Below are 25,116 nucleotides of genomic sequence, written 5' to 3' on the forward strand. Positions count from 1 at the left end.
CCCATGCCGGTGCGGGACGCGGTCGCGGACGACATCGAGGAGATCTGCGCGCTCATCGAGGAGCACGCGGTCTACGAGGACAAACACGATCTGAAGCTCGACAGGCAGGAGATGGCCGGCTTCCTCTTCGGGCCCGATCCGAAGGCCTGGGTGCTGCTGGCCACCCCGCCGGACGAGCCGGGCAAGGTCGCGGGCTTCGCCTTCTGCAGCTGGAACTTCTCCACCTGGGAGGCCAGGCCGGGGATCTGGCTCGACGACCTCTTCGTGCGCCCCGAGCACCGGCGTTTCGGCCTCGGACGGGAGCTGCTCGACGAGCTGAGCGCGCGGACCCCCGGCCGGGTCGAATGGGACATGCAGGAGGGCAACGAGAAGGGCGAGGCGTTCTACGCCCAGCTCGGCGCCGACCCCGTCCCCGGCTGGATCCGGTACCGCTGGCGGCCGCACGCTGGGTGATCCGCGACCGGGCGGCAAGCCGTAAACTCGCATCCATGGGTGAAGGGGCAAGTCGCAGGTCGTCGTCCGTGGAGGACTACGTCCGGGTGATCTACGGGCTGGTCGAGCGCGGCGAGGCCGTCACCAACACGTCGCTGGCCGGACGGCTGGAGGTCAGCCCGTCCTCGGCGTCCGGCATGGTCACCAAACTGTCCCAGCTGGGGCTGGTCGCGCACGTCCCGTACCGCGGGATCGAGCTGACCACCGAGGGCAGGCTGCTGGCCCGCTCGGTGCTCCGCCGCCACCGGCTGATCGAGACCTACCTGGTGTCCGAACTCGGTTACACCTGGGACGAGGTGCACTCGGAGGCGGACGCGCTCGAACACGCGGTGTCGGACAGGCTCGTCGAGCGGATCGCGGCGAAGCTCGGCAACCCGATGCGCGACCCGCACGGCGACCCCATCCCCGCCCCCGACGGCAGCGTCGAGGAGATGCCGATGCGCATCCTCGACGACCTCCCGCCCGGCGCGGTCGGCGAGATCGTCCGCGTCTGGGACACCGATCCGGAACTCCTGCGCTACCTGACCGAGCATTCGATCGGCCTCGGCGAGCGGATCGAGGTCGTCGAGCGCCAGCCGTTCGGCGGCCCCATGGTGGTCAAGGTCGGCTCGCCGCCCGACGCGGCCACCCACGCGATCGGCAAGGAGATCGCGCAAGCCCTGTCGGTCGCGCTACGCTGAGGCTCGTGTCCACTGTGGACGCGTTTCGGCGGGGGCGCGCGGTGGGAATTTTCCCTACGTCCCTGCATAATTCGGCTCCTCCGCACGTCACCCACATGCCGCGCGGAAAGGTGATCTAAGGCCCTTCCGATCATGTGTCCCCCCGCCTAGGCTGCGCATTTCCGGGTGGCTAGCGAGCGTGCGAAGGCGATGAAGATGACCGGTCAGCGGACACACACCATCGACCGGGGGGTGGCGGAAGGACGTGAACTCAGGCGGCTTTTGGAGACCGGGCCGTTCGCGGACGCCCTCAGGGCGGCGATCAGGGCGAGGGGCCTCGGGCTCGATCGGATCCGGTACCGGCTGAGGGGACGGGGGTGTTCGGTCAGCCTCGCGACACTGAGCCATTGGCAGTCGGGACGTTGCCGTCCCGAACGGCCGGAATCCCTGCTGGTGCTCAAGAATCTCGAGGAAGTCCTCGGGGTGCCGCCGGAGTCGCTGTCGCGGCTTCTCGGGCCGCCGCGCGGGCGGGCGGCCCGGTGTACGGTGCCCGGCGAGGGCCTCGTGATGCCGAGAGGCCGGGACACGTAAGGAGCGCGAGTGCGGGCGGTCGTCTTCGAGGAGTTCGGGGTGCTGCCCGAGGTACGCGAGGTGCCGGATCCGGTCGCGCCGCCGGGCGGGGTGGTGATCGCCGTCGAGGCGACCGGGGTGTGCCGCAGCGACTGGCACTCCTGGCAGGGACACGACACGTCGGTGAAGCTGCCGCACGTCGCCGGGCACGAACTCGTCGGCCGGATCGCGACGCTCGGCGAGGGCGTCCGGGGCTGGTCGGAGGGCGACCGGGTGACCGTGCCGTTCGTCTGCGCGTGCGGCACCTGTGCCCAGTGCGCCGCCGGTGACCAGCAGATCTGCGACCGCGAGTTCCAGCCGGGCGCGACCCATTGGGGTTCGTTCGCCGAGTACGTGGCCATCGAAAACGCCGAGGTCAACCTCGTCGCACTCCCGGACTCGCTGTCCGCTGCCGAGGCGGCGGCGCTGGGTTGCCGCTTCGGGACGGCGTTCCGGGCCGTGCTGCGCCAGGGCGGCGTCCGGCCGGGTCAGTGGGTCGCGGTCTACGGCTGCGGTGGCGTCGGCGTCTCGTCGATCCTGCTGGCCGTCGCGGCCGGTGCGTCCGTCGTCGCCGTCGACCCGTCTCCGCACGCCAGGGCGCTGGCGACGCGGATGGGGGCAGTTTTGGTCGTCGATCCCTCGGCGTTCGACGGGCATGAGGCGGTCTCAGCGCGCGTCCGGGAGCTGACCGGCGGCGGCGCGCACGTCTCGCTCGACTGCCTCGGCTCGCCGACCACCTGCGCCGCCTCGATCGGGAGCCTCCGCAAGCGCGGACGGCACGTCCAGGCCGGTCTGATGCCGCCCGCGCAGGGCATCGCGCCGATCCCGATGCACCGGGTGATCGGCGGGGAACTGGAGATCGTCGGCATCCACGGCCTGCAGGCGCACGAGTACCCCGAGATGCTGCGGGTGGTGGAGACGGCCGGGATCGACCTCGAAGGCATGATCGGCAAGCGGGTCGGCCTCGACGACGTCCCCGCGGTGCTCGCGGAGATGAACGATCCGGTACCCGCGCGGGCCGGGGTGACCGTGGTCGAATTCGCACAGTGACCGGGTGAACGCCTTACGGTCAACCGGCCGATCGGAGTAGTCCGAAAGGTGGCTTCCGCGGCCGCTTTGTGGCAGCTTGCTTGGCCGTGACAGTCATGGATGCCCCGGTGGGGCCACGATTCGGCCGTCGCGTGCTGCGCTGGTTCACCACGGCCGGTGTCATGATGCGGGGCCACCGGATCATCGGCGCGCGCCCTGGCAGACTCGACGTGTGGACGCGCTGATCCCCCGACCGCGGACCGAAATCGCGCCCGGCGCGGTGCATGTTCCGGACTGGCTCGACCTCGACGGGCAACGACGCCTGGTCGAGGCCTGCCGCGGCTGGCGCGGCTATCGGCGGACGCGGCTGCCGAACGGCGGCGTCATGTCGGTGCGGACGGTCTGTCTCGGCTGGCACTGGCATCCGTACCGGTACGCGAAGGTGACCGACGACGGCTCTCCGGTGCTTCCTTTTCCTTCGTGGCTGGGAGACCTGGGGCGACGGGCGGTTTCGGCCGCTTATGGTCCGACGTCGTACGAGCCGGACATCGCGCTGGTGAACTTCTACGACTCCGCCGCGAAAATGGGGCAGCATCAGGACAAGGACGAGGCTTCGCTGGAGCCCGTGGTGTCGCTGAGTCTCGGGGACGCCTGCGTCTTCCGGTTCGGGAACACGACGGATCGCGGGCGGCCTTATACGGATGTGGATCTGCGCTCGGGGGATCTGTTCGTGTTCGGCGGGGAGTCGCGGCTGGCCTTCCACGGGGTGCCCCGGGTGCTGCCGGGGACGGCCGATCCGGCGCTGGGTCTGGTGGGGCGGTTGAACATCACCTTGCGGGTTTCGGGCCTCGTGAGTGGTAAGGACGGTTAGAGGGGCCGGCCTTGCTCGGGGTTGCGAAAGCCACTTTCGCAACGTCTGATGTCCCGAAAGTGGACCGGTTTGTCGATGAAGGATTTGGGACGTTCACTGTCCCAAATCCTTCATCAACGAATCCAAACGTGGAGAAGCCAGGACGTACAACGCCCGAGTCCTCGGGTTCGACCCACACCAGTGGGTAAGCAATACAAGTCCCTCAAAGTGGCTTTCGCGACACACCACCAGCACCACCACGGACGTTAAGGACGGTCAGAACCGTCCTTACCGCTCACGAGAGGCGGAAAAGCACCCGCTGCCCCGGCCGCACTTGCGCGGCCAGATCCAGATCCGCTTCCTCCACCACCGCGATCACCGGATAGCCCCCGGTCACCGGGTGGTCGGCCAGGAACAGGATCGGCTGCCCCGAAGGAGGGACCTGCAACGCCCCCGGCACGGCGGCCTCGGGCGGCAATTCGCCACCACGTGCCCGCGACAGCACGGGACCGTCCAGCCGCACGCCCACCCGATCGACGTCGGCGGTGGCGACGTAAGCCGCGGAGACCAAAGTGGACAGTGCGTCGGGAACGAACCACGAAGCCCGGGGCCCCGGAGTCACGCGCAGAACCGGGACGTCCGGCAGGGGCGCGCGAGGAGCGAGATCCACCCCGGGGTGGGGCAGAACCCGTTGCCCCACCGGCAAGGTCATCCCGGCCGAGAGCGCGGGCGGTCCGAGTTTGCCCAGTGTGTCGGTCGCCCGGGCGCCCAGCACGGCGGGGACGTCAACGCCGCCGCGCACGGCGACATAGCAACGTAAACCGTGAGAAGCCATCCCGAGGACGAGTTCCTCGCCGGGGCAGACCGGGATCGGTGAGCCGGGGCCGAAAGCCCGTGTGCCGACGGTGATCGAGCACGGCGCGCCGGTGACGGCGACGGTCGCCGGAGCCGGGAACCGCAGGGCGAGGCCGCCCAGGACGCATTCCAGGGCCGCGTGGCCCTCGGGGTTCCCGACCAGCCGGTTCGCCAGCCGCAGCGAACCGCGGTCGGCGGCGCCGGACCGGCCGACGCCGATCGCGGCCAGCCCCGGTCGCCCGAGATCCTGCACGGTGGTGAAAACGCCGGGCCGGAGCACTTCGATCTTCGCGGTCATGAAGTGAACCGGATCCTGGTGCCCGGCGCCAGCAGGTTCGGCGGCTCCCGTTCGACGTCCCACACCGGCAGCGTGGTGCGCCCGATCAGTTGCCAGCCGCCGGGGGAGGCGTTCGGGTACACCGCCGTGTACTCGCCCGCGATCGCGACCGAGCCGGCGGGTACCCGGGTGCGCGGGCTCGTCCGGCGCGGCAGGTGCAGCGCGGGATCGAGCCCGGTCAGATAGGCGAAACCCGGGGCGAAGCCGCAGAACGCCGAGACGTAGGTCCCGTCCTCGTGCCGCCGGACGACGGCCTCCGCGGACATGCCGGAGGCGGCCGCGACGTCGGCCAGGTCCGGGCCGTCGTAGTGCACCGGGACGACGATCTCGGCGGCCTCGCGCGGTTGTGTGTCCACTGTGGACCGATGAAGGACGTCCTCGGCGAGCCGATCGTGGTGGGTGCGGCCGGGGTCGAACCGGATGAGCAGGGTCCGTGCGGCCGGGACCAGTTCGAGGACGCCGTCCGGCGGGTCCTGCTCCAGTGACGCGTGCAGCCCGAGCACCTCCGACGGATCGTCGAAGTCGACCATGGCCGCACGCGCCCCATAGGGCAGCACTCGCATCATGCGGCCTCGATGAACGATCCGATGTGGACACCGGAGGCGTCGAGTCCCGCGCGGATCCGGCGCGCCAGTTCGACGGCGCCGGGCGTGTCGCCGTGCACGCACAGCGAATGCGGTCGAAGCGCCAGTTCGGTCCCGTCGGCGGCGACGACCTTGCCGGTGGTCGCCATCGCGACCGCCCGCTCGGCCACCTCGTCGGCGTCGTGGAGGACGGCGCCCGGCAGTTTCCGGGAGACGAGAAGGCCTTCGGAGGTGTACGCGCGGTCCGCGAACGCCTCGGCGTACGCGGGGAATCCGGCCTTTTCCGCCTGCTTGGCCATTTCCGATCCCGGCGGGCACAGCAGCGCGAGCCCGGGACGGAACCGCCGGATCCCCTCGACCACGGCGGCCGCCTGCTCCGGATCGACCGCCGCCGTGTTGTACAGCGCCCCGTGCGGTTTGACGTACCGCACGCTCGTTCCCGCCGCGCGGGCGAACGCGTCGAGCGCGCCGATCTGGTAGAGCACGTCGTCGGCCAGATCGGCGGGCGCGACGTCCATCGCCCGCCGCCCGAAACCCGCCAGATCGCGGTAGGCGACGTGGGCGCCGATGACGACACCCCGTTCCGCCGCGCGCTCGCAGACCCGCCGCATCACCGACGGGTCGCCGGCGTGGAAGCCGCAGGCGACGTTCGCGCTGGTGACGATGTCGAGCATGGCGTCGTCGTCACCCATCTTCCAGGCGCCGAAACCTTCGCCCAGGTCACTGTTGAGATCCATCAGGCCACCCTGAACTCACTGTCGAGCTTGTCGGTCACGAACATGTAGCCCGGCGCGTGCGTGATCGCGAACGGTGGCCGCGAAGCCATCAGCGCCGCCTGCGGGGTCACGCCGCACGCCCAGAACACCGGCACGTCGCCGGGGGCCGCGTCGACCGGGTCGCCGAAATCGGGCTTGCCGAGATCGGTGATGCCGAGCGCGGCGGGGTCGCCGATGTGCACCGGCGCACCGTGCACGGCGGGCATCCCGCGGGTGATGCGCACGGCGTCGTCCACGCGGTCTTCGGGGATCTGCCGCATCGAGACCACCATCGGCCCGTGCAACCGCCCGGCCGGGACGCATTCGCGGTTCGTCACGTACATCGCCACGTTGCGGCCCTGCTCGACGTGCCGCAGCGGGATGCCGTCGGCGGCCAGCGCCGATTCGAAGGTGAAACTGCAGCCGATCGAGAACGTGACCATGTCGCTGCGCCACAACCCGGTCGCGTCCGCGAGCTCGCCCGCCAGCGCGCCGTTCTGCCAGACTCGGTAGCGCGGCAGATCGGTGCGCAGATCCGCGCCGGGCGCCAGCCGGGTCGACGGGTCGCCGGGGTCGCTGACGTCGAGCACCGGACAGGGCTGCGGGTTCCGCTGGCAGAACAGCAGGACGTCGTAGGCCCAGTCCTCGGGGACGGCGATCAGGTTGGTCTGGGTGAAGCCGTTCGCCCAGCCGGTGGTCGGGCGGGCCGTGCCCGCGCGGAACAGGGCGCGGGCCTCGGCGGGGGACAACGTCGCCGGGTCGTCGAAGGTGGTCATCGCGGTGCCTCCTCTTCCGATTGTGGTCACAGCAGTTCGCGGCCGCGAGTCTCGGGCAGGCCGAGCAGCGCCAGCACGGCGATCCCGTAGCCGACCGCGCCGAACACCATCGCGCCGCCCGCGCCGAGGAATCCGACCACGGCGGGGAACGTCGCGCCGATGGCCCGGCCGAGGTTGTAGGTGAAGCCCTGCCCGGTCCCGCGCAGCGCCGACGGGTACAGCTCCGCGAGGAACGCGCCGAACCCGCTGAAGATCGCGGACATCGAGAACCCGAGCGGGAAACCGAGGAACAGCACGAGCGTGTTCGCGCCCGCCGGGATCTGCGTGTAGGCGACGATGAGGCCCGCCGACAGCACCGAGAACAGCAGGAACGTCTTCTTGCGGCCCAGGAGATCCGTGAGATAGCCGCCGGTGACGTACCCGATGAAGGCGCCGGAGATGAGGAACGCGAGATAGCCGCCGGTGCCGATGACGGTGAGGCCGCGGGTGGTCTTCAGGTAGCTCGGCAGCCAGGTCGCGAGCGTGTAGTAACCGCCCTGGACACCGGTGGCGAGCAGCGCGGCGAAGAACGTCGTGCGCAGCAGATCGGGCTTGAAGATGCCCGCCAGCGAACCGCGTTCCTTCTTCGTGGCGCGGGCCGCTTCGGCGACGGGCGCGTCCTGGACGTTGCGGCGGACCCACAGCACCAGCAGCGCCGGGATGACGCCGGTCCAGAACATGACGCGCCACGCGACGTCCGGGCTCCAGATGCTGAAGACCACCGTGTAGACGACGACGGACAGCGCCCAGCCGACCGCCCACGCGCTCTGCACGAAGGCGACGGTCCGGCCGCGGTACTTCGCCTGCGAGTACTCCGCCACCAGCGCGGCGCCGGCGGCCCATTCACCACCGAAGCCCAGGCCCTGCAGGGCGCGGAAGATCAGGAGCGTCTCGAAGTTCGGAGCGAACCCGCAGAGCACGGTGAAGACCGTGTACATCGCGATGGTGATCTGGAGGGTGCGGACCCGGCCGATGCGGTCGGCCAAGACGCCCGCGCCGATCCCGCCGATCGCCGAGACCACCAGCGTCGTGGTGCCGAGCAGGCCCGCCTCGCCGCCGGAGAGGCCGTAGTAGGCGGTGATCGCGGCCAGGCCCAGCGGGAGGGTCTGGTAGTCGAACGAGTCGAGCCCGTATCCGCCGAACGCGCCGACGAAGGCCCGGCGGCCTCGCGAACCGAGCGTGCGGAACCAGGCGAAGGGGCGTGTGTCTTCGGTAGTGGCTGTCGCGTCCATCGGCACCTCCAGAGGTGGATCCCATCGTGGCACGGGTCACATGGGAAGCCACTGTAGGTATTGTTCAACAATTCCACAAGAGGATCCTTGGCTCGGTCTCTTGTAGCCGGTTAGGATCGGTCACGTGACGATCGCGGAGGGTGGTCCTGCCTCGGTTCAAGGACTCGAAGCGGATCGCGGCATGGTGAGCCGCACCAGTACGGCCGAAAGGGTGGCGGGTGTCCTCCGCACGCGCATCGCGGAAGGGTTCTTCCTGCCCGGCGTCCGGCTGTCGGAGCACGACATCGGCTCGGCGCTCGGCGTCTCCCGCAACACGCTGCGCGAGGCGTTCCGGCTGCTCACGCACGAACGCCTGCTGACCCACGAGCTCAACCGCGGCGTCTTCGTGCGGGTGCTGCCCGTCGAGGACGTCGTCGACCTCTACAAGGTGCGCAAGGTCGTCGAGTGCTCGGCGGTGCGGGCGGTGACGGAGAAGCCGCCGACGTTCGCGAAGCTCGCGCGACTGGTCGAGGACGGCAGGGTCGCCGAGCGGAGTGAACGCTGGCAGGACCTCGGCACCGCGAACATCCGGTTCCATTCGGCGCTCGCCGAACTGAGCGGCAGCGAGCGGATCGACGAGCTGATGCGCGGCATCCTGGCCGAGCTGCGGCTGGTGTTCCACATGATGGCCGACCCGCGGCGCTTCCACGAGCCGTACCTCAAGCGCAACGCGGAGATCCTCGAACGCCTCGAGGCCGGCGACGGCCTCGGCGCCGAAAAGCTCCTCGCGCAGTACCTCACCGACGCCGAAAACCAGCTCGTCGAGGCCTACGCCGAGCGCTCCCCCTGACGCATTTCGTCCTCTGAATGCGGTAGTCCGGGATGCGAACCACCGCATTCAGAGGACGAAATGCGTGGGGTGCTAGGGGGTGACCCACTTCTGGTTCGCGCCGCCCCCGCAGGTCCAGATCTGGAGTCTGGTCCCGTTCGCGGAGCTGTTCCCGGTGGCGTCCAGGCATTTGTTCGCCTGCGGGTTCACGATGTCGCGCGCGCCGCTGATCGCCCATTTCTGCGCGCCGGTTCCGTTGCAGTCCCACAGTTGCACGGCCGTGCCGTCCGCGGTCCCGCCGCCGGAGACGTCCATGCACTTGCCGAGCGCGCGGAGCGTGCCGTCGCCGCCGACGGTCCAGTTCTGCGCGGCGTTCCCGTTGCAGTCGGTGAGCTGGATCGGGGTGCCGTTGGCGGTGTTCGCCCCGGCGACATCGACGCATTTGCCGCCGATACCGGTGATCCGCCCGGTCCGCCCCGCGGTGTCGCTGGAGTTGACGTGCACGTAGTCGACCACGAGCCGCTGCGGGAAGACGGTGCTGGAGTTCGGGTCGCCCGGCCAGTAGCCGCCGACCGCGAGGTTCAGGATCAGGTAGAAGGGATGGTCGAACACCCAGCGGTTGCCGTTGAGATCGGCGGGCGTGCGGGTCTGGTAGAGGTTTCCGTCCACGTACCACTTGATCTGGTTCGGCGCCCAGTCGACGGCGTAGGTGTGGAAGTCGTCGGAGAAGTTCGGGCCGTTGTAGGCCGCGCCGATGCCGCCCGCGCCGGAGTAGCCGGGGCCGTGGAGGGTGCCGTGCACCGTGTTCGGCTCGAAGCCGACGTTCTCCATGATGTCGAGCTCGCCGCTGTTGGGCCAGCCGACGTTGCCGATGTCGGCGCCGAGCATCCAGAACGCGGGCCACATCCCTTGCCCGCGCGGCAGTTTCATCCGCGCTTCGAACCGGCCGTAGGTCTGGGTGAACTGGCCCTGCGTCGACAGCCGCGCCGAGGTGTACTCGCAGCGCCCGTACCAGCAGTTGTAGTTGCCCGGGTTCTCTTTCTTCGCGGTGATGACCAGATTGCCCTGGCCGTCGAGCGCCGCGTTGTTCGTCCCGGACGTGTACCACTGCCGCTCGTGGTTGTTCACGTTGTCGCCGGTCTCGAAATGCCATTTCGAGGTGTCGATACCCGCGCCGGCGGGCCCGTTGAAGTCGTCGGTGAAGGTCGCGGCCATGACCGCGGCCTCGGCGGCCGGGGTCTGCGTGGTGGCGGGGAGTGAGCCGAGGAGAACGCCGGCGGCGAGGAACGCCGCCCAGCGGAAGCAGGAGGAGATGGACATCGTTGTCGCCTCTCTTCGCAGGCGGGAAACCACTTTGTTGTGCCTGACAACAAAGTATGCATGGTCTCAACCATTGCGACAAGGCGTATTTTTCGACCTCGAATTAAGGTCAGGCGGCGGTGCCCCGCTTCGACCCGGCGGTCCGCGGGTCCGCGCCCTGCTCCAGGAGGGCGGCGACCGGGAGGGTGGCGGCTCCTATGGCGACGGCGTCCGGCCCGAGCTGCCCGAGTTCGATCTCGGTCTGGTCGAACACGTGCGCCAGCGCGTGCTCGCCCGCCACCCGCCGGATCTCGGGGAGGTAGTGCTCGCCGAGCGCGAGCCCCGCCCAGCCGCCCAGCACGATCCGCTCCGGGTTGAACAGGTTGATCAGATTGCCGATCCCGGCGCCGAGGTAACCCGCGGTCTCCTCCAGCACCTTGGCCGCGGCCTTGGCCTTGCCCGCCGATTCCAGCAGGGCCGCGAACTGTGTCTGCTCGTCCTCGTCCGACGCCGTCTTTCCGCCGCGCGCCTTGCGATAGCGGGCGAGGACGCCCTCCGCGCCGACGTAGGACTCCAGGCAACCGCGCGCTCCGCAGCGGCATTCCTGCCCGCCGTAGACGATCGTCGTGTGGCCCCATTCGCCCGCGCTGCTGGTGGAACCCCGGTACGTGGTGCCGTCGGTGACCACGGCCGCGCCGACGCCGGAGCCGATCAGCGCGATCACCGCGTGCCGGGCGCCACGGCCGGCGCCGAACCACATTTCGCCCTGGCCCTGGGTTTTCGCACCGTTGTCGACGAACAGCGGCAGCTCGACGCCCTCCGCGCGCAGGAGTTCGGTGAGCGGAACCTCTTTCCAGCCGATGGTGGGCGCGTGCACGCGGAGCGCCTCGCCCTGCTGGACGGTGCCGGGGACGCCGACGCCGACACCGAGCACGGTCGACTCGTCGATCCCCGATTCCGCGATCACTTCCCGGAGTCCGGACGCCACCTGGGTGACCGCCGCGGCCGCGTCCGGGCGCCGGGAGGCGAGAGGATGTTCGACGGTGGCGAGCCGGTTCATGGTGAGGTCGAACAGCTCGACCTTCACCCCGGTCTCGCCGATGTCGACGCCCGCGACATGGCCGTACGCCGGGTCGACGCGGAGCAGGACGCGCGGCCTGCCGCCGTCGGATTCGACCAGGCCGGCCTCGATGATGAGGCGTTCTTCGCCGAGTTCGGCGGTCACGTTGCTGACGGTCGCGGCGCTCAAACCGGTCAGACCGCTCAATTCATGGCGGCTGAGCGGGCCGTCGAAGTAGAGTTTCGACAGGAGGAGGGAACGGTTGTGCCGCCGCAGGTCACGGACGGTGGTGCGCTTGGCAGGCATGCGGATACCCATCTTATGGCGGCGGACCTTTCCAGGATGCCCCACGACCTTAGCCTCCGCCATGTATCAACTGGTGAAATAAGGCGGGAAGAGGGTCATGACGGGGGAGGACGAGCTCATCGGCTCCTTGCCGCCGGACTTCCGGTGGGGGGTCGGCAGCTCGGCGTACCAGATCGAAGGCGCGGTCTCCGAAGACGGACGAACACCGTCCATTTGGGACACCTGGGCCCAGTCGCCGTGGTCGGTCGACAACGGTGACACCGGCGAAATCGCCTGCGATCACTACCACCGGATGCCCGCCGACATCGCCCTGCTCAAGGAACTCGGCGTCGACACCTACCGGTTCTCCGTCTCCTGGCCCCGCGTTCAGCCGCGCGGACGCGGCGGCGTCAACCCCGCCGGGATCGCCTTCTACGACCGGCTGGTCGACGAACTGCTCAACAACGGCATCGATCCCTGGTTGACGCTGTACCACTGGGATCTGCCCCAGCATCTCGAAGACGCGGGCGGCTGGCCCGCGCGCGACACCGCCGTCCGGTTCGCCGATTACGCGATGCTCGTGTTCGAGCGGCTCGGCGATCGTGTCCGCCACTGGACCACGCTGAGCGAGCCGTGGTGCACGGCCATGCACGGGTACGTCCACGGCGTGATGGCGCCCGGCCGCCGGGACGCGAAGGCAGGGATGGCGGCGGCGCATCACCTGCTGCTCGGCCACGGCCTCGCGGTGCGGCGGATGCGTGAACTCGCGAAACCCGGCACGAAGTTCGGCATCACGCTCAACCTGAGCACCGCCGACCCGGAAACGCCCAGCGAGGCCGATCGCGAAGCCGCCCGCTTCGAGGACGGGCTCGGCACGCGGTTCTACCTCGACGCGCTCGTGCACGGCCGGTACCCGGAGGACGTCCTCGAGACCCTCGCGCGCCAGGGCATCCGCCTGCCGTCCGAGCCTTGGGATCCGGCGATCATCGCGGCACCGCTCGATTTCCTCGGCGTCGACTACTACTTCGGGACGCGATACTCCGGCGTGGAGGAGAACGGGAACGCGGTGGAGCATTTCGGGTTGCCCGCGTTCCGCAAGGTCCCGTTCGGGGTGCCGTCGACGGTGCTGGGCTGGGAGATCCTGCCGCACAAGCTCACCGAACTGCTCGTCCGGATCGGCCGGGATTACCCGGGCTTGCCGCTCTACGTCACCGAAAACGGCGCCGCGTTCGCCGACGTCCCCGACGAGACGGGGTTCGTCCGCGACGACGACCGCGCCGCGTACCTGTCCGCGCACATCGCCGCCACGGCCGCCGCGCGGCAGGCGGGCGCGGACGTCCGCGGCTATTTCGCCTGGTCCTTTTTGGACAGTTTCGAATGGGCGTACGGCTACGCGAAGCGGCTCGGCCTGGTCCGGGTCGACCGGGAGACGCAGGCGCGGACGATCAAGCAGAGCGGGCTGGCCTACCGCGACGTCGTCCACCGGGTGCGCGGCAGCCGGCGGTAGGGCCTGCTCCACCATCGAACCGGCGGTCCGCTCCATTCTTCCCGATGGCCCGGCGTTCTAGGTTCGGCAGCGGAAGTTGTTGCCGGTACCGGAAAACGTGGGGGACAGTGATGACCGTCAGGCTAGAACGACGTGACCAGCCGGAGACGGCGCCACGGAAACCGTGGTGGCGAAGGCCCTGGGTGGGGCCGATGGCCGTCATCGTCGTGGTGTTCCTGGCCTTTTCGATGCCGCCGTATCTGTCGCTGGATCCGTCGCAGTCGCGGGTGCCGCAGCCGCCGGGGTTCACGTCGCACTACTGGTTCCTCTCGGCGCACGTGCTGTTCGGCTCGATCGCGATGATCTCCGCGCTGCTCCAGATCTGGCCGTGGTTCCGGGCGAAGTATCCGGCGGTACACCGGAAGCTCGGCCGCGTGTACGTCTTCGCCGGAGTGCTCCCGGCCGGATTGATGGCGCTGACCGTCGGGGCGATGAGCCCGTTCGGCCCGACGACGCGGGTGGCCAACGTCGTGGCCGGGGTGCTGTGGCTGGCCTGCACGTTCGCCGGCTGGCGCGCGGCACGGCAGCGCCGGTTCGCCGACCATCGCCGCTGGATGGTCCGCAGTTTCGCGCTGACCATGTCGATCATCGTCAGCCGGGTGGTCGGGCCGATCGCGATGATCACGCTGGAGCCGCTGATCCCGACCACGTTCGGCGGCAGCGGGCTGGCCTACCTGCAGTCGGTCTCGGCGATCACCGCCTGGCTGAGCCCGACGCTGGTCCTCCTCGCCACACAGTGGCACCTCGACCGGCGTCCGGCTAGGAAGAAGCCAGCGATCGCGCGATGATCGTGCGCTGCACTTCGGACGCGCCTTCGTAGATCCGCGGCGCCCGGACCTCGCGGTAGAGGTGTTCGAGCAGATGCCCTCGCCGCAGCGCCCGGGCGCCGTGGATCTGCACGGCCGAATCGACGACGTACTGCGCGGTCTCGGTGGCGAACAGTTTCGCCATCGCGGCCCGGCCGGCGAGGTTCCGCTCGCCCGCGTCGTACGCGGCGGCCGCGGCGTAGACGAGCAGGCGCGACGCTTCGGTTCGGGTCGCCATTTCGGCGAGGGTGTGCGCCACGGTCTGCTGTTTCAGCAGTGGCCCGCCGAACGCCACCCGGGTCTGGGCGTGGGCGACGGCGGCGTCGAGCGCGGCCTGCGCCATCCCGACGGCGAACGCGCCGACACTCGGCCGGAACAGGTCCAGCGTCCGCATCGCCACGCCGAAGCCACGGTCCTGCTCGCCGAGCAGTTCGTCGCGTTCGACGCGGACGCCGTCGAAGACCAGGGTGCCGATGGGATGCGGGCTGACGAGGTCGAGGTGCTCGCCCGACAGCCCGGCCCGATCGGCCGGGACGACGAACGCGGAGACCCCGCGCGATCCCGCTTCCGGTGTGGTGCGGGCGAAAACGCTGTAGAAGTCGGCCTCGGGGGCGTTGGAGATCCACATCTTCTCGCCGGTGAGCCGCCAGCCGTCGCTGTCGGGCTCGGCGGCGAGTTCCAGCGCGGCCGCGTCCGAACCCGCGTTCGGTTCGGTGAGCGCGAAAGCGGCCACGGCGTCGCCCGCTGCCACGGCGGGAACCCACTTCGCGACCTGCGAGTCCTGCCCGGATTGCAGCACTGGATACGTGCCCAAACCCTGTAGCGCCAACGCCGTCTCGGCCTCGGTGCTCTGGCTGGCGAGCGATTCCCGCAGAATGCAGAGATCCGTCGCGGCGGCCTCCCGGCTCGGGCTGCCGCCGTCGACCCCGGGGAACAGCCGGGCGAGCAGGCCGAGCGCGCCCATTTCCTTGAGCAGCGGCCGGTTGACCGCGCCTTCGGTGCCGGATTCGGCCAGCGGACGGAGCTTTTCGGCGCCCAGCCGACGGACTTCTTCGGCGAAAGACTGCTGCTCGGGGCTCAAGGCGAAGGCGGTCATCGGTCGCTCCCAGGTCGCCAGCGGGCGTGCGCGGTGCCGGGTTCCCCCGAGCGCAGCAGTTCCAGCCGTGGTTTCGGCCCGTCGGTGCGGCCGCCCTGCGGCTTCCGGCTGCCCGCCGCGAACTGTTTCGGCCACGGCATCGGGTAGCCCTGCTCGGCGGCGGCATGCAGTGTCCACTGAGGATCGTAAAGGTGGGTTCTGCCGAGGGCGCACAGATCCGCGCGGCCAGCGAGGATCAGCGAGTTGACGTCGTCGTAGGAGGAGATCGCGCCGACGGCGATCACCGCGATCCCGTATTCGCGGCCGATCTCGTTGCGGATCCGGTCGGCGTACGGAGTCTGGTAGCTGCGGCCGTACTCGGGTTTCTCCTCGCTGACGACCTGCCCGGTCGACACGTCGATGCCGTCGGCGCCGTGCTCGGCGAACGCGCGGGCGATCTCGACGGCGTCGTCGACGTCGATCCCGCCGTCGTACCAGTCGGTCGCGGAGATGCGGACCGTCATCGGCCGCTCGGCAGGCCACGCCGCACGGACGGCGTCGAAGACTTCGAGCGGGAAGCGCAGCCTGTTCTCCAGTGAGCCGCCGTAGTCGTCGGTGCGCCGGTTGGTCAGCGGCGAGAGGAAGGACGACAACAGGTAGCCGTGCGCGCAATGGAGTTCGAGCAGGTCGAATCCGGCGCGGGCGGCGGCGCGGGCGGATTCCGCGAACTGGTCGCGGATCCCGTCCAGTTCGGCCTTCGTGAGTTCGCGAGGGGTCTGGTTCGCTTCGCTGTACGGGATCGCGGACGGGGCGCAGATCTCCCAGTTGCCTTCGGGGAGCGGCTGGTCGATGCCGTCCCACATCAGTTTCGTGGAACCCTTGCGCCCGGAATGGCCGAGCTGGACACCGATCCGCGCGGGCGAGTGCCCGTGGACGAAATCGGTGACCCGCTTCCACGCTCGCTCTTGTTCCTCGGTGTACAGGCCGCCGCAACCCGGGGTGATCCGGCCGGTCTCGGAGACGCAGACCATTTCCGTCATCACCAGGCCGGCGCCGCCGAGCGCCTTGCTTCCCAGATGCACCAGGTGGAAGTCGGTCGGGACGCCGTCTTCGGAGGAGTACATGTCCATCGGCGAGACGACGACGCGGTTCGGCAGGTCCAGGTTCCCGATGCGGAACGGCTGGAACATCGGCGGCCGAACCTCGCCGTCCACAGTGGACGCAAGCCAATTGTCGAGTTCCGCCGTGAATTCGGGATCGCGCAGCCGGAGGTTGTCGTAGGTGACTCGGCGGCTGCGGGTGAGGATGTTGAACGCGAACTGCGCCGGATCCTGATGGGTGTACTGGCCCATGTTCTCGAACCATTCGAGGCTCGCCTGCGCGGCACGCTGGGTCGAGGTGACGACCGGCCTTCGTTCCGCCTCATATGCTTCGAGCGCACTGTCCATATCGGACTGTTCGTGCAGGCACGCGGCGAGCGCGAGGGCGTCCTCCATGGCGAGTTTCGTGCCGGAACCGATGGAGAAATGCGCGGTGTGCGCGGCGTCGCCGAGCAGGACGACGTTCTCGTGCCGCCAGCTCGCGCAGCGCACGGTGGCGAAGGCGGTCCACTTCGAGTTGTTGGCGAACACCTGGTGGTCACCGAGGACGTCCGCGCACAGCTCGCGGATGACCTCGATCGACTTCTCGTCGCTCTCGCCCGGCGCCAGTGACGTCGCGGCGATCTCGCCGAACGCGCGCTGCCAGACGTCCTCGTGCAGTTCGAGGATGAACGTGCTCGCGGTGTCGCCGTACGGATAGCCGTGGATCTGCATGATCCCGTGCGGGGTTTCCAGGACGTAGAACTTGAAGGCGTCGAAGACGAGGTCCGTGCCGAGCCAGATGTACTTGCAGCGTCGAGTCTGCAGGCTCGGCCGGAAACTCTCGGCGAGGGCGTTGCGGGTCGGCGAGTTGACGCCGTCCGCCGCGACGACGAGGTCGTATTCGGCGCTCGCCTCGGCCGCGCTCGGCGCCTCGGTGCGGAACCGGACGTCGACGCCGAGCTCCGCGCAGCGTTCCTGGAGGATGCCGAGAAGTCGTTTACGGCTCATCGCGGCGAACCCGTGCCCGCCGGAGGTGTGCACCGTGCCACGGAAGTGGACGTCGATGTCGTCCCAGCGCGCGAACTCGCGGCGCATGGCCGCGTGGATCACCGGATCGGCGTGCTCGATGCCGCCGAGGGTCTCGTCGGAGAACACCACCCCGAACCCGAAGGTGTCGTCGGGCGCGTTGCGTTCCCAGATGGTGATCTCGTGATCGGGATGGAGCTGTTTCGCCAGCGTGGCGAAGTAGAGCCCCGCCGGGCCGCCGCCTAACACCGCGATACGCACGTCGCTCAGGGTATGTCGCGGTATGTACGACCGTCAACGATACGGGATATGCTGACCCGTATGGAGCGCATCAACCCGCCCGAGCTCGGCCGTCCTTCCGGCTTCTCGCACGCCGTCGCGGCGAGTGGCCGGTTCGTCTTCCTCGCCGGTCAGACGGCGTTGGACGCGGAGAACCGCATCGTCGGCGACGGCGTGGTCGAGCAGTTCGAACGCGCGCTGTCCAACCTGCTGACCGCGTTGCGCGCGGCGGGCGGGAAGCCGTCGGACCTGTGCAGCGTGACCGTCTACATCGTCGACATGGACGACTACCGGGCCCACGCGCGCGAGATCGGCGCGGTGTGGAAGCGGCTGGCCGGGAGCGAGTACCCCGCGATGGCGGGGATCGGCGTCAGCCGGCTTTGGGACGTGGAAGCACTGGTCGAGGTGCAGGGCTTCGCGGTCGTTTAGGGCAGTGTCGTTTAGGGCAGGGTCCGCGAAACATGCGCGGCCGCGGCCTCGCCCAATCGCGAGTGCAGCGTGAAGAACAGATCGGCGGCCCGGATCCCGGCCCAGCCCGGCGGCAGCAGTTCGGCGGGCAGGCCCGGGTCGAGGTAGGGCAGCCGCCGCCAGTCGGTCAGTACCCGGACGTAGTCGGCGAACGCTTCGGCCTCGTCCGTGGTCTTGCGCCGCTGCCACCGCCGGAGCGCGGCCGCGTGCTCGTCGACGAAGGCGGTGTACAGCGCTTCGAGCTGGTCGAGGTCCCACCAGTCGCGGATCTTCTCCCGCACGTCGCCGAACGCGAGATGCTCGGCGTGGAAGAGATCGGCGTAGCCCTCGAGTTCGAGCCGCCGGAGCATGTCGGACGTCGCGTCACGCAGATGCGCGGGCGCGATCCAGACGCCGGACGACGCGGTCCCGAAGCCGAGCCGGGCCAGTTGCGTGCGCAGAACGTGCCTTTTGTGCCGTTCGGCCTCCGGGACGGAGAACACCGCGAGCAGCCAGCCGTCGCCGGGGGTGGCGCGTTCGCGGCGGAAGATCCGCTCGTCGCCTTCGCGCAGGATCGCCAGCGCGGTCTCGGAAAGCTCGTACCCGGCGGCCCCGTCGCGGCGCACCGCGGACAGGATTCCGCGCCGCTTCAGCCGGGAGATCGACGACCGGACGGCCGGTTCCTCGACGTCCACACCGGCCAGCAGGTCGATCAGGGAGCGGACGGAGAGCCAGCCGCCCTCGCCGCGCGAGTAGAGGCCGTACACGGTCACGATCAGCTGGCGCGGTTGCGCCGTTCGCCCCGCGCCGTCGACTTCGGTTGCCTCCGACACGGCCGTCACCCGGTCACCATACAACGACGATGAGCTCAGGTTTCGGCCGTGACCGAAGCGTTCCGCACTTAGCGTCACGGTATGGAGAATCCCCTGATCGAAGCCCCCGTTCCGCCGGTGCCCCAGGACGTCGAACCGGGCGGCGTCCGGTGGTTGCGCGCGAACGTCGCCCGGTTCAGCCGCCCGGAGGACCACGCGCGGCGGCGGGCGCTCGTGCTCACCGAGCTGGCGCCGATGGGGTCGTTGCGGGACAAGGCTTTCGCTCTCGCCAAGGTGATGCGGGACGAGGTGGAGCGGGTTCCGGTCGCCGTACTGGCCGCGGAACTCGGCCTGCCCGACGTTTCCCGCGACATCGCGACGGTTTCGGGCGCGTACCACCCGCATACGGAAATCGGGGACGACGCCGAGGAAGCCATGCGGCGGCTGGTCGAGGCCTGCGGCGGTGCCGCCGACGAGCGGACGGCCGCGCGGATCGGGCTCCTGGTGCAGGCCTGCGACGCGACGGCCAAACTGCTCGGCAAGGCGCTGGCCGCCCATCGGCCCGGTGAGGACGTCGAAAGCCTGCTCGACCGCGTCTTGCGTGACGATCCGCCGGTCCGGATCACCCGGCGGTGGGTCGGCGGCGAGGTGGTCGAGGTGGACCTGTCGGAGCATCCGTTCGGAGCAGGGCCGAAACACTGCCCCGGGGAAGCGTCGGCGCGGCAAGTGGCCGCGGGAATTCTCGACGCCCTGCTGTGCTAAGACTTACCCCGGTCATCTGGAACTGGGGAGTCTTTCGATGCTGTATTTCAATGGTTTCTTCGGCGTTCTCACGCTCGGTCTGTGGATCTTCTGCATCGTCGACGTGATCACCACGGACGAGGGATCGTGCCGCAACATGCCCAAGGGGATGTGGCTGCTGCTGGTGCTGATCGTCCCGCTGATCGGCTCGATCGTCTGGCTGGTCGCCGGGCGTCCGCAGCACACCGCCCGCGCGCCGCGTGGACGGTACGAAAGGGAGACGCCGGCGTTCCCCGAGTACGACCGTCCGGGCCGTTTCGCCGCGACGAGCGCGGCTGACGACGAAGAGTTCCTCCGTAAGTGCCGGGAACGCGCCGAGGAGCAGCGCCGCAAGGCCCGTGAAGGCTGAGTAGCCTCGGCGGAGAGATCGACACTGGAGGAAGAAGAATGTCCGAAGCACTCGACTGGAACAAGAACATCATCAAGGAGTTCCGCGAGAACGAGGGGAAGGTGGGCGGACCGTTCGAGGGCGGCTCGCTGCTGCTGCTCACCACCGTCGGGGCGAAGAGCGGCGAACCGCGCACGTCGCCGCTCGCGTACGGGCAGGAGGACGGCAAGTACATCGTCGCCGCGTCGTACGCCGGGGCGGACAAGAACCCGGCCTGGTACCACAACATCGTCGCGAACCCGAAGGTCACCGTCGAGGTGGGCACGGAGAAGTTCGAGGCGACCGCGACCGTCGTCCTCGAGGACCGCGCCGAGCGCGACCGTCTGTACGCGTTGATGACCAGCCTGATGCCGGGCTTCGCGGACTACGAGCAGAAGACCGACCGGGTGATCCCGATCGTCACCATCTCGCGCTGATTCGCTCGCGCCGCCGGGTCGGCCGATCGTGCGTGGGCTGATGCAGGTCGTGAGTGGCGTTTCGGGTTAGAACCCGAAACGCCACTCACGACCAACTGCACCGACGCGGTACTTGCGCGTGCAACCACCGCATTCAGAGGACGAAACGCGAGGGGGTCAGCGCGCGGCGCTGGGGGCTTCGACGGCGTTCGGCCGCTTGAGTTCGGCTTCGGCCGCGCGCAGCGCCTTGCGCTCCTGGCGGCGCGCGATCAGCTTCTTGCCGGTGAGGATCATCGGCTGCTCCACCCAGCGGTGGATCAGGTCCGCGATGCCGAGCCCGACCGCGAACACGGTCAGCGCGCTGATCATCCGGTGCTCGCCCAGCGGCGGGATCGCCGCGACCACGGCGAAATGCACCGGGCCCTGCAGCAGGTAGAGCGAGTACGAGCGCTCACCGACGAACCGCATCACCTTCGTCGCCAGCAGCCGGCGAAGCGGCCCCGGCGAGACCAGCACCACCAGCAACATCGCCGAGAGCAGGCCGTAGGCGATCAGCAGGCCGAGGTTGCTGCCGGTCTCCCACCACAGGCTTTCCATGTTGACGTGCAGCAGGGCGAAAGCGCCGAACACCGGGATCGCCGCGAGCGGATGGGTCAGCGGTTTGATCACCGCGTAGGACCGGCGGTAGTGCATCGCGATCGCCAGCACGCAGCCGATCAGCAGGATCGCGTAGTGCACGGTCGACCGGTAGATCGGCACCTGCGGCCCGTTGAGCACCCAGCCGCTGGTCACCCCCACCAGCCCGGCCATCAGCGCGAACGCGGCGATCGCCAGCGCGAGTTTGCGCCAGGCCGCGGCCAGCCCGACGGCTCCCGCGACCACCAGCAGGAACGGCCAGAACAGGTAGAACTTCTCTTCGATGCCCAGCGTCCACGAGCCGCTGAAGAAGTTGTCCGGGCCGTTCGGGCTGCTGGCGGGGAAGAACTCGTTGAAGAAGGTCAGGTAGTACTTCAGCGCGTGCGGGAACTCGCGGGTGAAGAACTCCCCGCGCAGCCACACGAACACGATGATCCCGCCGAGGATCACCAGGTACGGCGGCAGGATCCGGAACACCCGCCGCAGGTAGAACGCCGAAAGCGAGATCCGGCCGGTCCGGTCCTGCTCACGCAGCAGCAGCGTCGTGATCAGGAACCCGGACAGCACGAAGAAGATGTAGACACCGACCCAGCCGGACAGCCAGCTCCACTTCGGACCCGCGAAGTGGAAGAGGATCACAATGGTGGCCGCGATCGCGCGCAGCCCGTCTAGCGCGGGGAACCGACGCATGGCGAGGAACTCGTCATGGTCCAAAGTGCGCACAGTGCCCCCTAATGGCGGTATCGGCCCGGAAGTATACGGGTGCCGCCCACTGTGCCCTCGCCCCGGCTCGGGGCCTCCTACCAGCGGATTTCGGAGATCACCCAGCGTCACGCGCGGGTTCGACGTTATGGGTCAGCCGGAAACGGTTCGCCGGATCGACGGCCGCCTTGACCTCGGCGAGCCGCCGCAGATCGGCCGGGGAGTACACCTTGGCCGCTTCGTCGCCCGCGCCGCTGTCGCCGTAGACGAAGGTCAGGAGCTTGCCGGTCGACTTGGGCTTCAGCGCGTCGAACAGCTTCCCGTGGGCCGCTTTGATCTCGGCCATGCCCGCGTCGTCCACTACGGACAGTGCGCGGACGGTGAAGCGGGCCTCACGGTCCCAGCCGACGCCGGGGTGCTCGGGCAGGTCGGACAGCGCGCCGCCGAGCAGGTCCAGCAGGACGACGGTCGGCACCGGGGCGCCGGGGCCGGCGTGTTCGAGGATCGCGTCGAGCATCGTGTCGTCCAGTTCGGACACGGTGGCGTTGTCGGCGCGGTAGCCGTGCGGGAACGGCGGCTCGTTCGCGATCTTCCCCGATTCGGTGAACGGGATCTCGGCGAGCGTGTCACCCAGCAGGGGGGCGGCGGCGCGCAGCGGGGCGACCAGGCGTTCACCCTCTGCGGCGTCGCCGAGGTAGGCGATCCGGATCTGCGCGACGTGCTGCCCGCGCAGCGGCTCGGGCACCATCGGCAGGTCGGGCATCGGCACCATGCCCAGCGACGACGTCATCTCGCGCGGCAGGTCCGCCGCCCAGTCGCGCCAGGCGTGGAGCACGGCGGACAGCGATTCGGTGCCGAACTGCAGGCTCCCGCCGTACAACCGGGTGACCGGGACGAGCCGGAACTCCAGCGCGGTGACGATCCCGAAGTTGTCGCGGCCGCCGCGCAGCGCCCAGAACAGGTCGCTTTCGGTGTCCGGGGTGGCGCGGCGGAGTTCGCCGTCGGCGGTCACGACCTCGATCGCGGTCACCTGGTCGGCGGCCAGCCCGTACTTGCGGCCGAGCAGGCTGAACCCGCCGCCGAGGGTGTAGCCGACGACGCCGACGCCGGGGAAGGAACCGCTCAGCGGCGCGAGCCCGTGCTTCGCGGCCGCCTCGATGACCGCACCCCAGCGCACGCCCGCGTCGACCCGTGCGACGCCGTCTTCGATCCGGATCCCGGTCATGCGGTGGGTGGTGACGAGGACGCCGCCCTCGAAGGGGACGCCCACGCCGTGCCCGGTCGAGTGGACGGCGATCGGGAGATCGTGCTCGGCGGCGTGACGGACGGCCTCGACGACGTCGACGGCCGAAGCGGCGGGCACGATGACGTCGGGTCGGCGGGGTACCGCGGTCTGGAAACCGGCGAGTTCGTTGTCGTAATCCGGGTCGCCGGAGCGGAGCATCGTGGTCATGCGACCAGCTTGATCCCGATTCGGCCAGAAGTCCAAGATCTTGTTTGTCTGGCAACTATAATCATCACTTATGGAACTGCGTCAGCTCGAATACTTCGTCGCGGTCGCCGAGGAGGCGAACTTCACCCGCGCCGCCGAGCGGCTGCATGTCGCGCAGCCCGGCGTCAGTGCCCAGATCCGCCGCCTCGAACGCGAACTCGGGCAGCCGCTGCTCGACCGGTCGGCCAGGGCGGTGCGGCTCACCGAGGTCGGCGCCGCCGCGCTCCCGCACGCCAGGGCCGCGCTCGCCGCCGTCGCCGGGGTGCGGCAGGCGGTCGACGATCTCACCGGCCTGGTCCGCGGCCAGGTCGCGATGGGCATGGTGTCCTCGCGCGGCCCGGTCAACCTGCCGGATCTGCTCGCGCGTTTCCACGAGCGTCATCCGGCCGTCGACATCACGCTCGCCGAGGCGACCTCCGACATCCTGCTCGCGGGCGTCGCCGACGGCCGGTTCGACGTCGCGCTGATCGGCGTCTCCGGCGAACCGCCGCCCGGGATCGGCCTGGAGGTCGTCCTCGACGAGCCGATGGTCGCCATCTCCGGTCCGGACGATCCGCTCACCGGGCAGGCCACGATCACGTTGTCGGAACTGGAAAGCCGGTCGCTGGTGAGCCTGCCGAAGGGCACCGGCATGCGCGCGATCGTCGACGCGGCGTTCCTCGCCGACGGCGCGCAGCCGCGGGTGACGCTGGAAGCCGGCGATCCGAACGTCGTCGCCGAACTGGTCGGGCGCGGGCTCGGGGTCGCCGTGGTGCCGATGTCGCTGGCGACGCATTACACGAAACTGCACGCCATGAAGATCACGCGGCCTGCCGGATTGCGCGCGAAACTGGCGCTGGCCTGGCGGACGGAGGGGCCGGTCAGCCCCGCCGCCCGCGTGTTCATCAGTCAGGCACGGGCGCTGCTCGGGTTGTGAGTCGCCACAGCGAGGTCACCTCCTTCGCGTCGGCTCGTCGATGCCTCGGCCGGATGTCCTCCCTGCCCAGGACTTCGAGACCGGACCGCTCGAACGCGTCGAGGAGTTCTTCGCGACGGCGCAGACCCAGAAGTTCGGCGAGGTCGGAGAGGATCAGCCACGCCTCCCCGCCGGGTTCGAGATGCCGCGGCAGCCGGTCGAGGAACGCCTTCAGCATCCGGCTTCCCGGGTCGTAGACGGCGCGTTCGAGCGGGGTGTGCGCGCGGGCGGGCAGCCAGGGCGGATTGCAGACGATCAGCGGTGCGCGACCCGGCGGGAACACGTCCGCTTCAAGGGTTTCCGTGCCGGTGCAACCGAGGCGCTCGAAGTTCTCCCGCGCGCAGGCGAGCGCGCGGGGTTCGTTGTCCGTCGCCACCACGCGTTCGACTCCCCGACGCGCGAGGACCGCGGCGAGCACGCCGGTCCCGGTGCCGATGTCGAAGGCGAGTTCTTTGGTGGGCAAGGGAGTTCTCGCCACCAGATCGACGTACTCGCCGCGGACGGGGGAGAAGACCCCATGGTGCGGATGGATCCTCGCGCCGAGTGCCGGGATCTCGACGCCCTTCACCCGCCATTCGTGCGCGCCGACGACACCGAGCAGCTCGCGCAAGGACACCAGCGACGCGGTTTCGGACGGCCCGTAGACCTCGGTGCAGGCCTCGCGGACGTCCGGCCCGCGGCGCAATGGCAGGACGTGGCCAGGGTCCAGCGGGACCAGCAGCCTGCCGAGGATCCGTGCCCGGCGTGACCGCTGGTTCCGCTGCTCCTGAAAGGGTTTCCCGGCCGCCGTACCGCAGCGCCGGGACAACGCGGCGAGCAGGTTCCGCGCGCCGGGGAAGTCGCCGTACCAGGCGAGACCGGTGCCGGACGCGGCGAGCCGGAACGCCTCGTCGGCGGTGACGCGATCGTCGACGGCGACGACGGTTCTGGGCATTTTCGTGCCGACGGTGGTCAGCCAGCGCCGACCACCGTCCTTTGTGGACAGGGGGTTCATGGTTTCCGTTC

At 69.6% G+C, this 25,116-nt stretch carries 26 protein-coding genes; 13 read left to right on the forward strand and 13 right to left on the reverse strand.

Going from position 1 to position 25,116, the window contains the following annotated elements:
• Positions 1-3: 3 nt before the first annotated feature.
• The 5 genes from AJAP_RS03115 to AJAP_RS03135 all read left to right on the forward strand — a co-directional run bounded on the left by AJAP_RS03115 (position 4) and on the right by AJAP_RS03135 (position 3,660).
• Positions 4-453 (forward strand): GNAT family N-acetyltransferase, encoded by a 450-nt coding sequence (locus tag AJAP_RS03115; RefSeq protein WP_038508022.1) that lies wholly within the window; start codon positions 4-6, stop codon positions 451-453.
• A gap of 35 nt (positions 454-488) precedes the next feature.
• Entirely contained in the window at positions 489-1,172 is a 684-nt protein-coding gene (locus AJAP_RS03120; RefSeq protein WP_037347949.1) for a metal-dependent transcriptional regulator, read from the forward strand.
• A gap of 189 nt (positions 1,173-1,361) precedes the next feature.
• Positions 1,362-1,742: a transcriptional regulator gene (locus AJAP_RS03125; RefSeq protein ID WP_037347947.1), complete on the forward strand. Its 381-nt coding sequence runs from the start codon at positions 1,362-1,364 to the stop codon at positions 1,740-1,742.
• A 9-nt stretch (positions 1,743-1,751) separates the two neighbouring features.
• On the forward strand, positions 1,752-2,810 hold the full coding sequence (locus tag AJAP_RS03130; RefSeq protein WP_038508025.1) for a zinc-dependent alcohol dehydrogenase family protein: 1,059 nt from the start codon (positions 1,752-1,754) through the stop codon (positions 2,808-2,810).
• A gap of 211 nt (positions 2,811-3,021) precedes the next feature.
• Positions 3,022-3,660 carry an alpha-ketoglutarate-dependent dioxygenase AlkB family protein gene (locus AJAP_RS03135; protein ID WP_038508027.1) on the forward strand — a complete coding sequence of 213 codons (639 nt, stop codon included), beginning with the start codon at positions 3,022-3,024 and terminating at the stop codon, positions 3,658-3,660.
• 274 nt (positions 3,661-3,934) lie between these two features.
• Here AJAP_RS03135 and AJAP_RS03140 read toward each other — a convergent pair whose 3' ends face one another.
• The 5 genes from AJAP_RS03140 to AJAP_RS03160 are packed head-to-tail and all read right to left on the reverse strand — an operon-like array spanning position 3,935 to position 8,217.
• Positions 3,935-4,792: a 5-oxoprolinase subunit C family protein gene (locus tag AJAP_RS03140; protein WP_038508029.1), complete on the reverse strand. Its 858-nt coding sequence runs from the start codon at positions 4,790-4,792 to the stop codon at positions 3,935-3,937.
• A complete protein-coding gene (locus AJAP_RS03145) occupies positions 4,789-5,394 on the reverse strand; it encodes a 5-oxoprolinase subunit B family protein (RefSeq protein WP_038522288.1) in 606 nt (201 codons plus the stop codon). Before AJAP_RS03145 ends, AJAP_RS03140 begins: the two co-directional genes overlap by 4 nt.
• A complete protein-coding gene (locus AJAP_RS03150; protein ID WP_038508031.1) occupies positions 5,394-6,152 on the reverse strand; it encodes a LamB/YcsF family protein in 759 nt (252 codons plus the stop codon). The genes AJAP_RS03145 and AJAP_RS03150 overlap by 1 nt, the downstream gene beginning before the upstream one ends.
• Positions 6,152-6,946, reverse strand: a complete 795-nt coding sequence (locus AJAP_RS03155) for a putative hydro-lyase (RefSeq protein ID WP_038508034.1) — start codon at positions 6,944-6,946, stop codon at positions 6,152-6,154. The genes AJAP_RS03150 and AJAP_RS03155 overlap by 1 nt, the downstream gene beginning before the upstream one ends.
• Positions 6,947-6,972: 26 nt before the next feature.
• Positions 6,973-8,217, reverse strand: a complete 1,245-nt coding sequence (locus tag AJAP_RS03160; protein WP_037347934.1) for an MFS transporter — start codon at positions 8,215-8,217, stop codon at positions 6,973-6,975.
• A 181-nt stretch (positions 8,218-8,398) separates the two neighbouring features.
• Here AJAP_RS03160 and AJAP_RS03165 point away from each other — a divergent pair, with 181 nt between their 5' ends.
• Positions 8,399-9,046, forward strand: coding sequence for a GntR family transcriptional regulator (locus AJAP_RS03165; RefSeq protein WP_051972326.1), 648 nt, complete (start codon positions 8,399-8,401; stop codon positions 9,044-9,046).
• A 72-nt stretch (positions 9,047-9,118) separates the two neighbouring features.
• Here AJAP_RS03165 and AJAP_RS03170 read toward each other — a convergent pair whose 3' ends face one another.
• On the reverse strand, positions 9,119-10,345 hold the full coding sequence (locus AJAP_RS03170) for a glycoside hydrolase family 16 protein (protein ID WP_038508037.1): 1,227 nt from the start codon (positions 10,343-10,345) through the stop codon (positions 9,119-9,121).
• 109 nt (positions 10,346-10,454) lie between these two features.
• A complete protein-coding gene (locus tag AJAP_RS03175; protein WP_083649842.1) occupies positions 10,455-11,702 on the reverse strand; it encodes an ROK family protein in 1,248 nt (415 codons plus the stop codon).
• A gap of 85 nt (positions 11,703-11,787) precedes the next feature.
• On the opposite strand from AJAP_RS03175, the gene AJAP_RS03180 reads away from it, so the two are divergent.
• On the forward strand, positions 11,788-13,176 hold the full coding sequence (locus AJAP_RS03180; protein WP_038508039.1) for a GH1 family beta-glucosidase: 1,389 nt from the start codon (positions 11,788-11,790) through the stop codon (positions 13,174-13,176).
• A 191-nt stretch (positions 13,177-13,367) separates the two neighbouring features.
• The gene (locus AJAP_RS03185) at positions 13,368-14,003 is read left to right on the forward strand and encodes a DUF2306 domain-containing protein (protein WP_084098013.1); all 636 of its coding nucleotides are present in this window, start codon (positions 13,368-13,370) and stop codon (positions 14,001-14,003) included.
• Here AJAP_RS03185 and AJAP_RS03190 read toward each other — a convergent pair.
• A complete protein-coding gene (locus AJAP_RS03190) occupies positions 13,975-15,117 on the reverse strand; it encodes an acyl-CoA dehydrogenase family protein (protein WP_038508043.1) in 1,143 nt (380 codons plus the stop codon). The genes AJAP_RS03185 and AJAP_RS03190 overlap by 29 nt on opposite strands.
• Positions 15,114-17,465 carry a bifunctional salicylyl-CoA 5-hydroxylase/oxidoreductase gene (locus AJAP_RS03195; RefSeq protein WP_038508044.1) on the reverse strand — a complete coding sequence of 784 codons (2,352 nt, stop codon included), beginning with the start codon at positions 17,463-17,465 and terminating at the stop codon, positions 15,114-15,116. The genes AJAP_RS03190 and AJAP_RS03195 overlap by 4 nt, the downstream gene beginning before the upstream one ends.
• Positions 17,466-17,513: 48 nt before the next feature.
• Between AJAP_RS03195 and AJAP_RS03200 the strand changes: the two genes are divergently transcribed.
• Entirely contained in the window at positions 17,514-17,912 is a 399-nt protein-coding gene (locus AJAP_RS03200; RefSeq protein ID WP_038508046.1) for a RidA family protein, read from the forward strand.
• Between the two features lie 11 nt (positions 17,913-17,923).
• On the opposite strand, the gene AJAP_RS03205 is transcribed toward AJAP_RS03200, so the two are convergent.
• Entirely contained in the window at positions 17,924-18,772 is an 849-nt protein-coding gene (locus tag AJAP_RS03205) for a PaaX family transcriptional regulator (RefSeq protein WP_038508048.1), read from the reverse strand.
• Between the two features lie 72 nt (positions 18,773-18,844).
• On the opposite strand from AJAP_RS03205, the gene AJAP_RS03210 reads away from it, so the two are divergent.
• From AJAP_RS03210 to AJAP_RS03220, 3 genes are read left to right on the forward strand one after another with little or no spacing between them, the layout of a single operon-like run.
• The gene (locus AJAP_RS03210; RefSeq protein ID WP_051972327.1) at positions 18,845-19,504 is read left to right on the forward strand and encodes a nucleoporin Nup120/160; all 660 of its coding nucleotides are present in this window, start codon (positions 18,845-18,847) and stop codon (positions 19,502-19,504) included.
• A 37-nt stretch (positions 19,505-19,541) separates the two neighbouring features.
• Positions 19,542-19,892, forward strand: coding sequence for a PLDc N-terminal domain-containing protein (locus AJAP_RS03215; RefSeq protein WP_038508050.1), 351 nt, complete (start codon positions 19,542-19,544; stop codon positions 19,890-19,892).
• Between the two features lie 38 nt (positions 19,893-19,930).
• The gene (locus AJAP_RS03220) at positions 19,931-20,347 is read left to right on the forward strand and encodes a nitroreductase family deazaflavin-dependent oxidoreductase (protein ID WP_038508052.1); all 417 of its coding nucleotides are present in this window, start codon (positions 19,931-19,933) and stop codon (positions 20,345-20,347) included.
• A 156-nt stretch (positions 20,348-20,503) separates the two neighbouring features.
• Here the strand turns inward: AJAP_RS03220 and AJAP_RS03225 are convergent, their stop codons facing one another.
• Both AJAP_RS03225 and AJAP_RS03230 read right to left on the reverse strand, forming a co-directional pair.
• Positions 20,504-21,685, reverse strand: coding sequence for an acyltransferase family protein (locus tag AJAP_RS03225; protein WP_038508054.1), 1,182 nt, complete (start codon positions 21,683-21,685; stop codon positions 20,504-20,506).
• A 97-nt stretch (positions 21,686-21,782) separates the two neighbouring features.
• The gene (locus AJAP_RS03230) at positions 21,783-23,117 is read right to left on the reverse strand and encodes an FAD-binding oxidoreductase (RefSeq protein WP_038508056.1); all 1,335 of its coding nucleotides are present in this window, start codon (positions 23,115-23,117) and stop codon (positions 21,783-21,785) included.
• Between the two features lie 70 nt (positions 23,118-23,187).
• Here AJAP_RS03230 and AJAP_RS03235 point away from each other — a divergent pair, with 70 nt between their 5' ends.
• Positions 23,188-24,072 carry a LysR family transcriptional regulator gene (locus AJAP_RS03235; protein WP_038508057.1) on the forward strand — a complete coding sequence of 295 codons (885 nt, stop codon included), beginning with the start codon at positions 23,188-23,190 and terminating at the stop codon, positions 24,070-24,072.
• Here AJAP_RS03235 and AJAP_RS03240 read toward each other — a convergent pair.
• Complete coding sequence (locus AJAP_RS03240) at positions 24,041-25,105, reverse strand: methyltransferase (RefSeq protein ID WP_038508059.1); 1,065 nt, start codon at positions 25,103-25,105, stop codon at positions 24,041-24,043. The two genes, AJAP_RS03235 and AJAP_RS03240, sit on opposite strands and share 32 nt — an antisense overlap.
• Positions 25,106-25,116 lie beyond the last annotated feature (11 nt).

Source organism: Amycolatopsis japonica (genome assembly GCF_000732925.1).
Lineage (GTDB): Bacteria > Actinomycetota > Actinomycetes > Mycobacteriales > Pseudonocardiaceae > Amycolatopsis > Amycolatopsis japonica.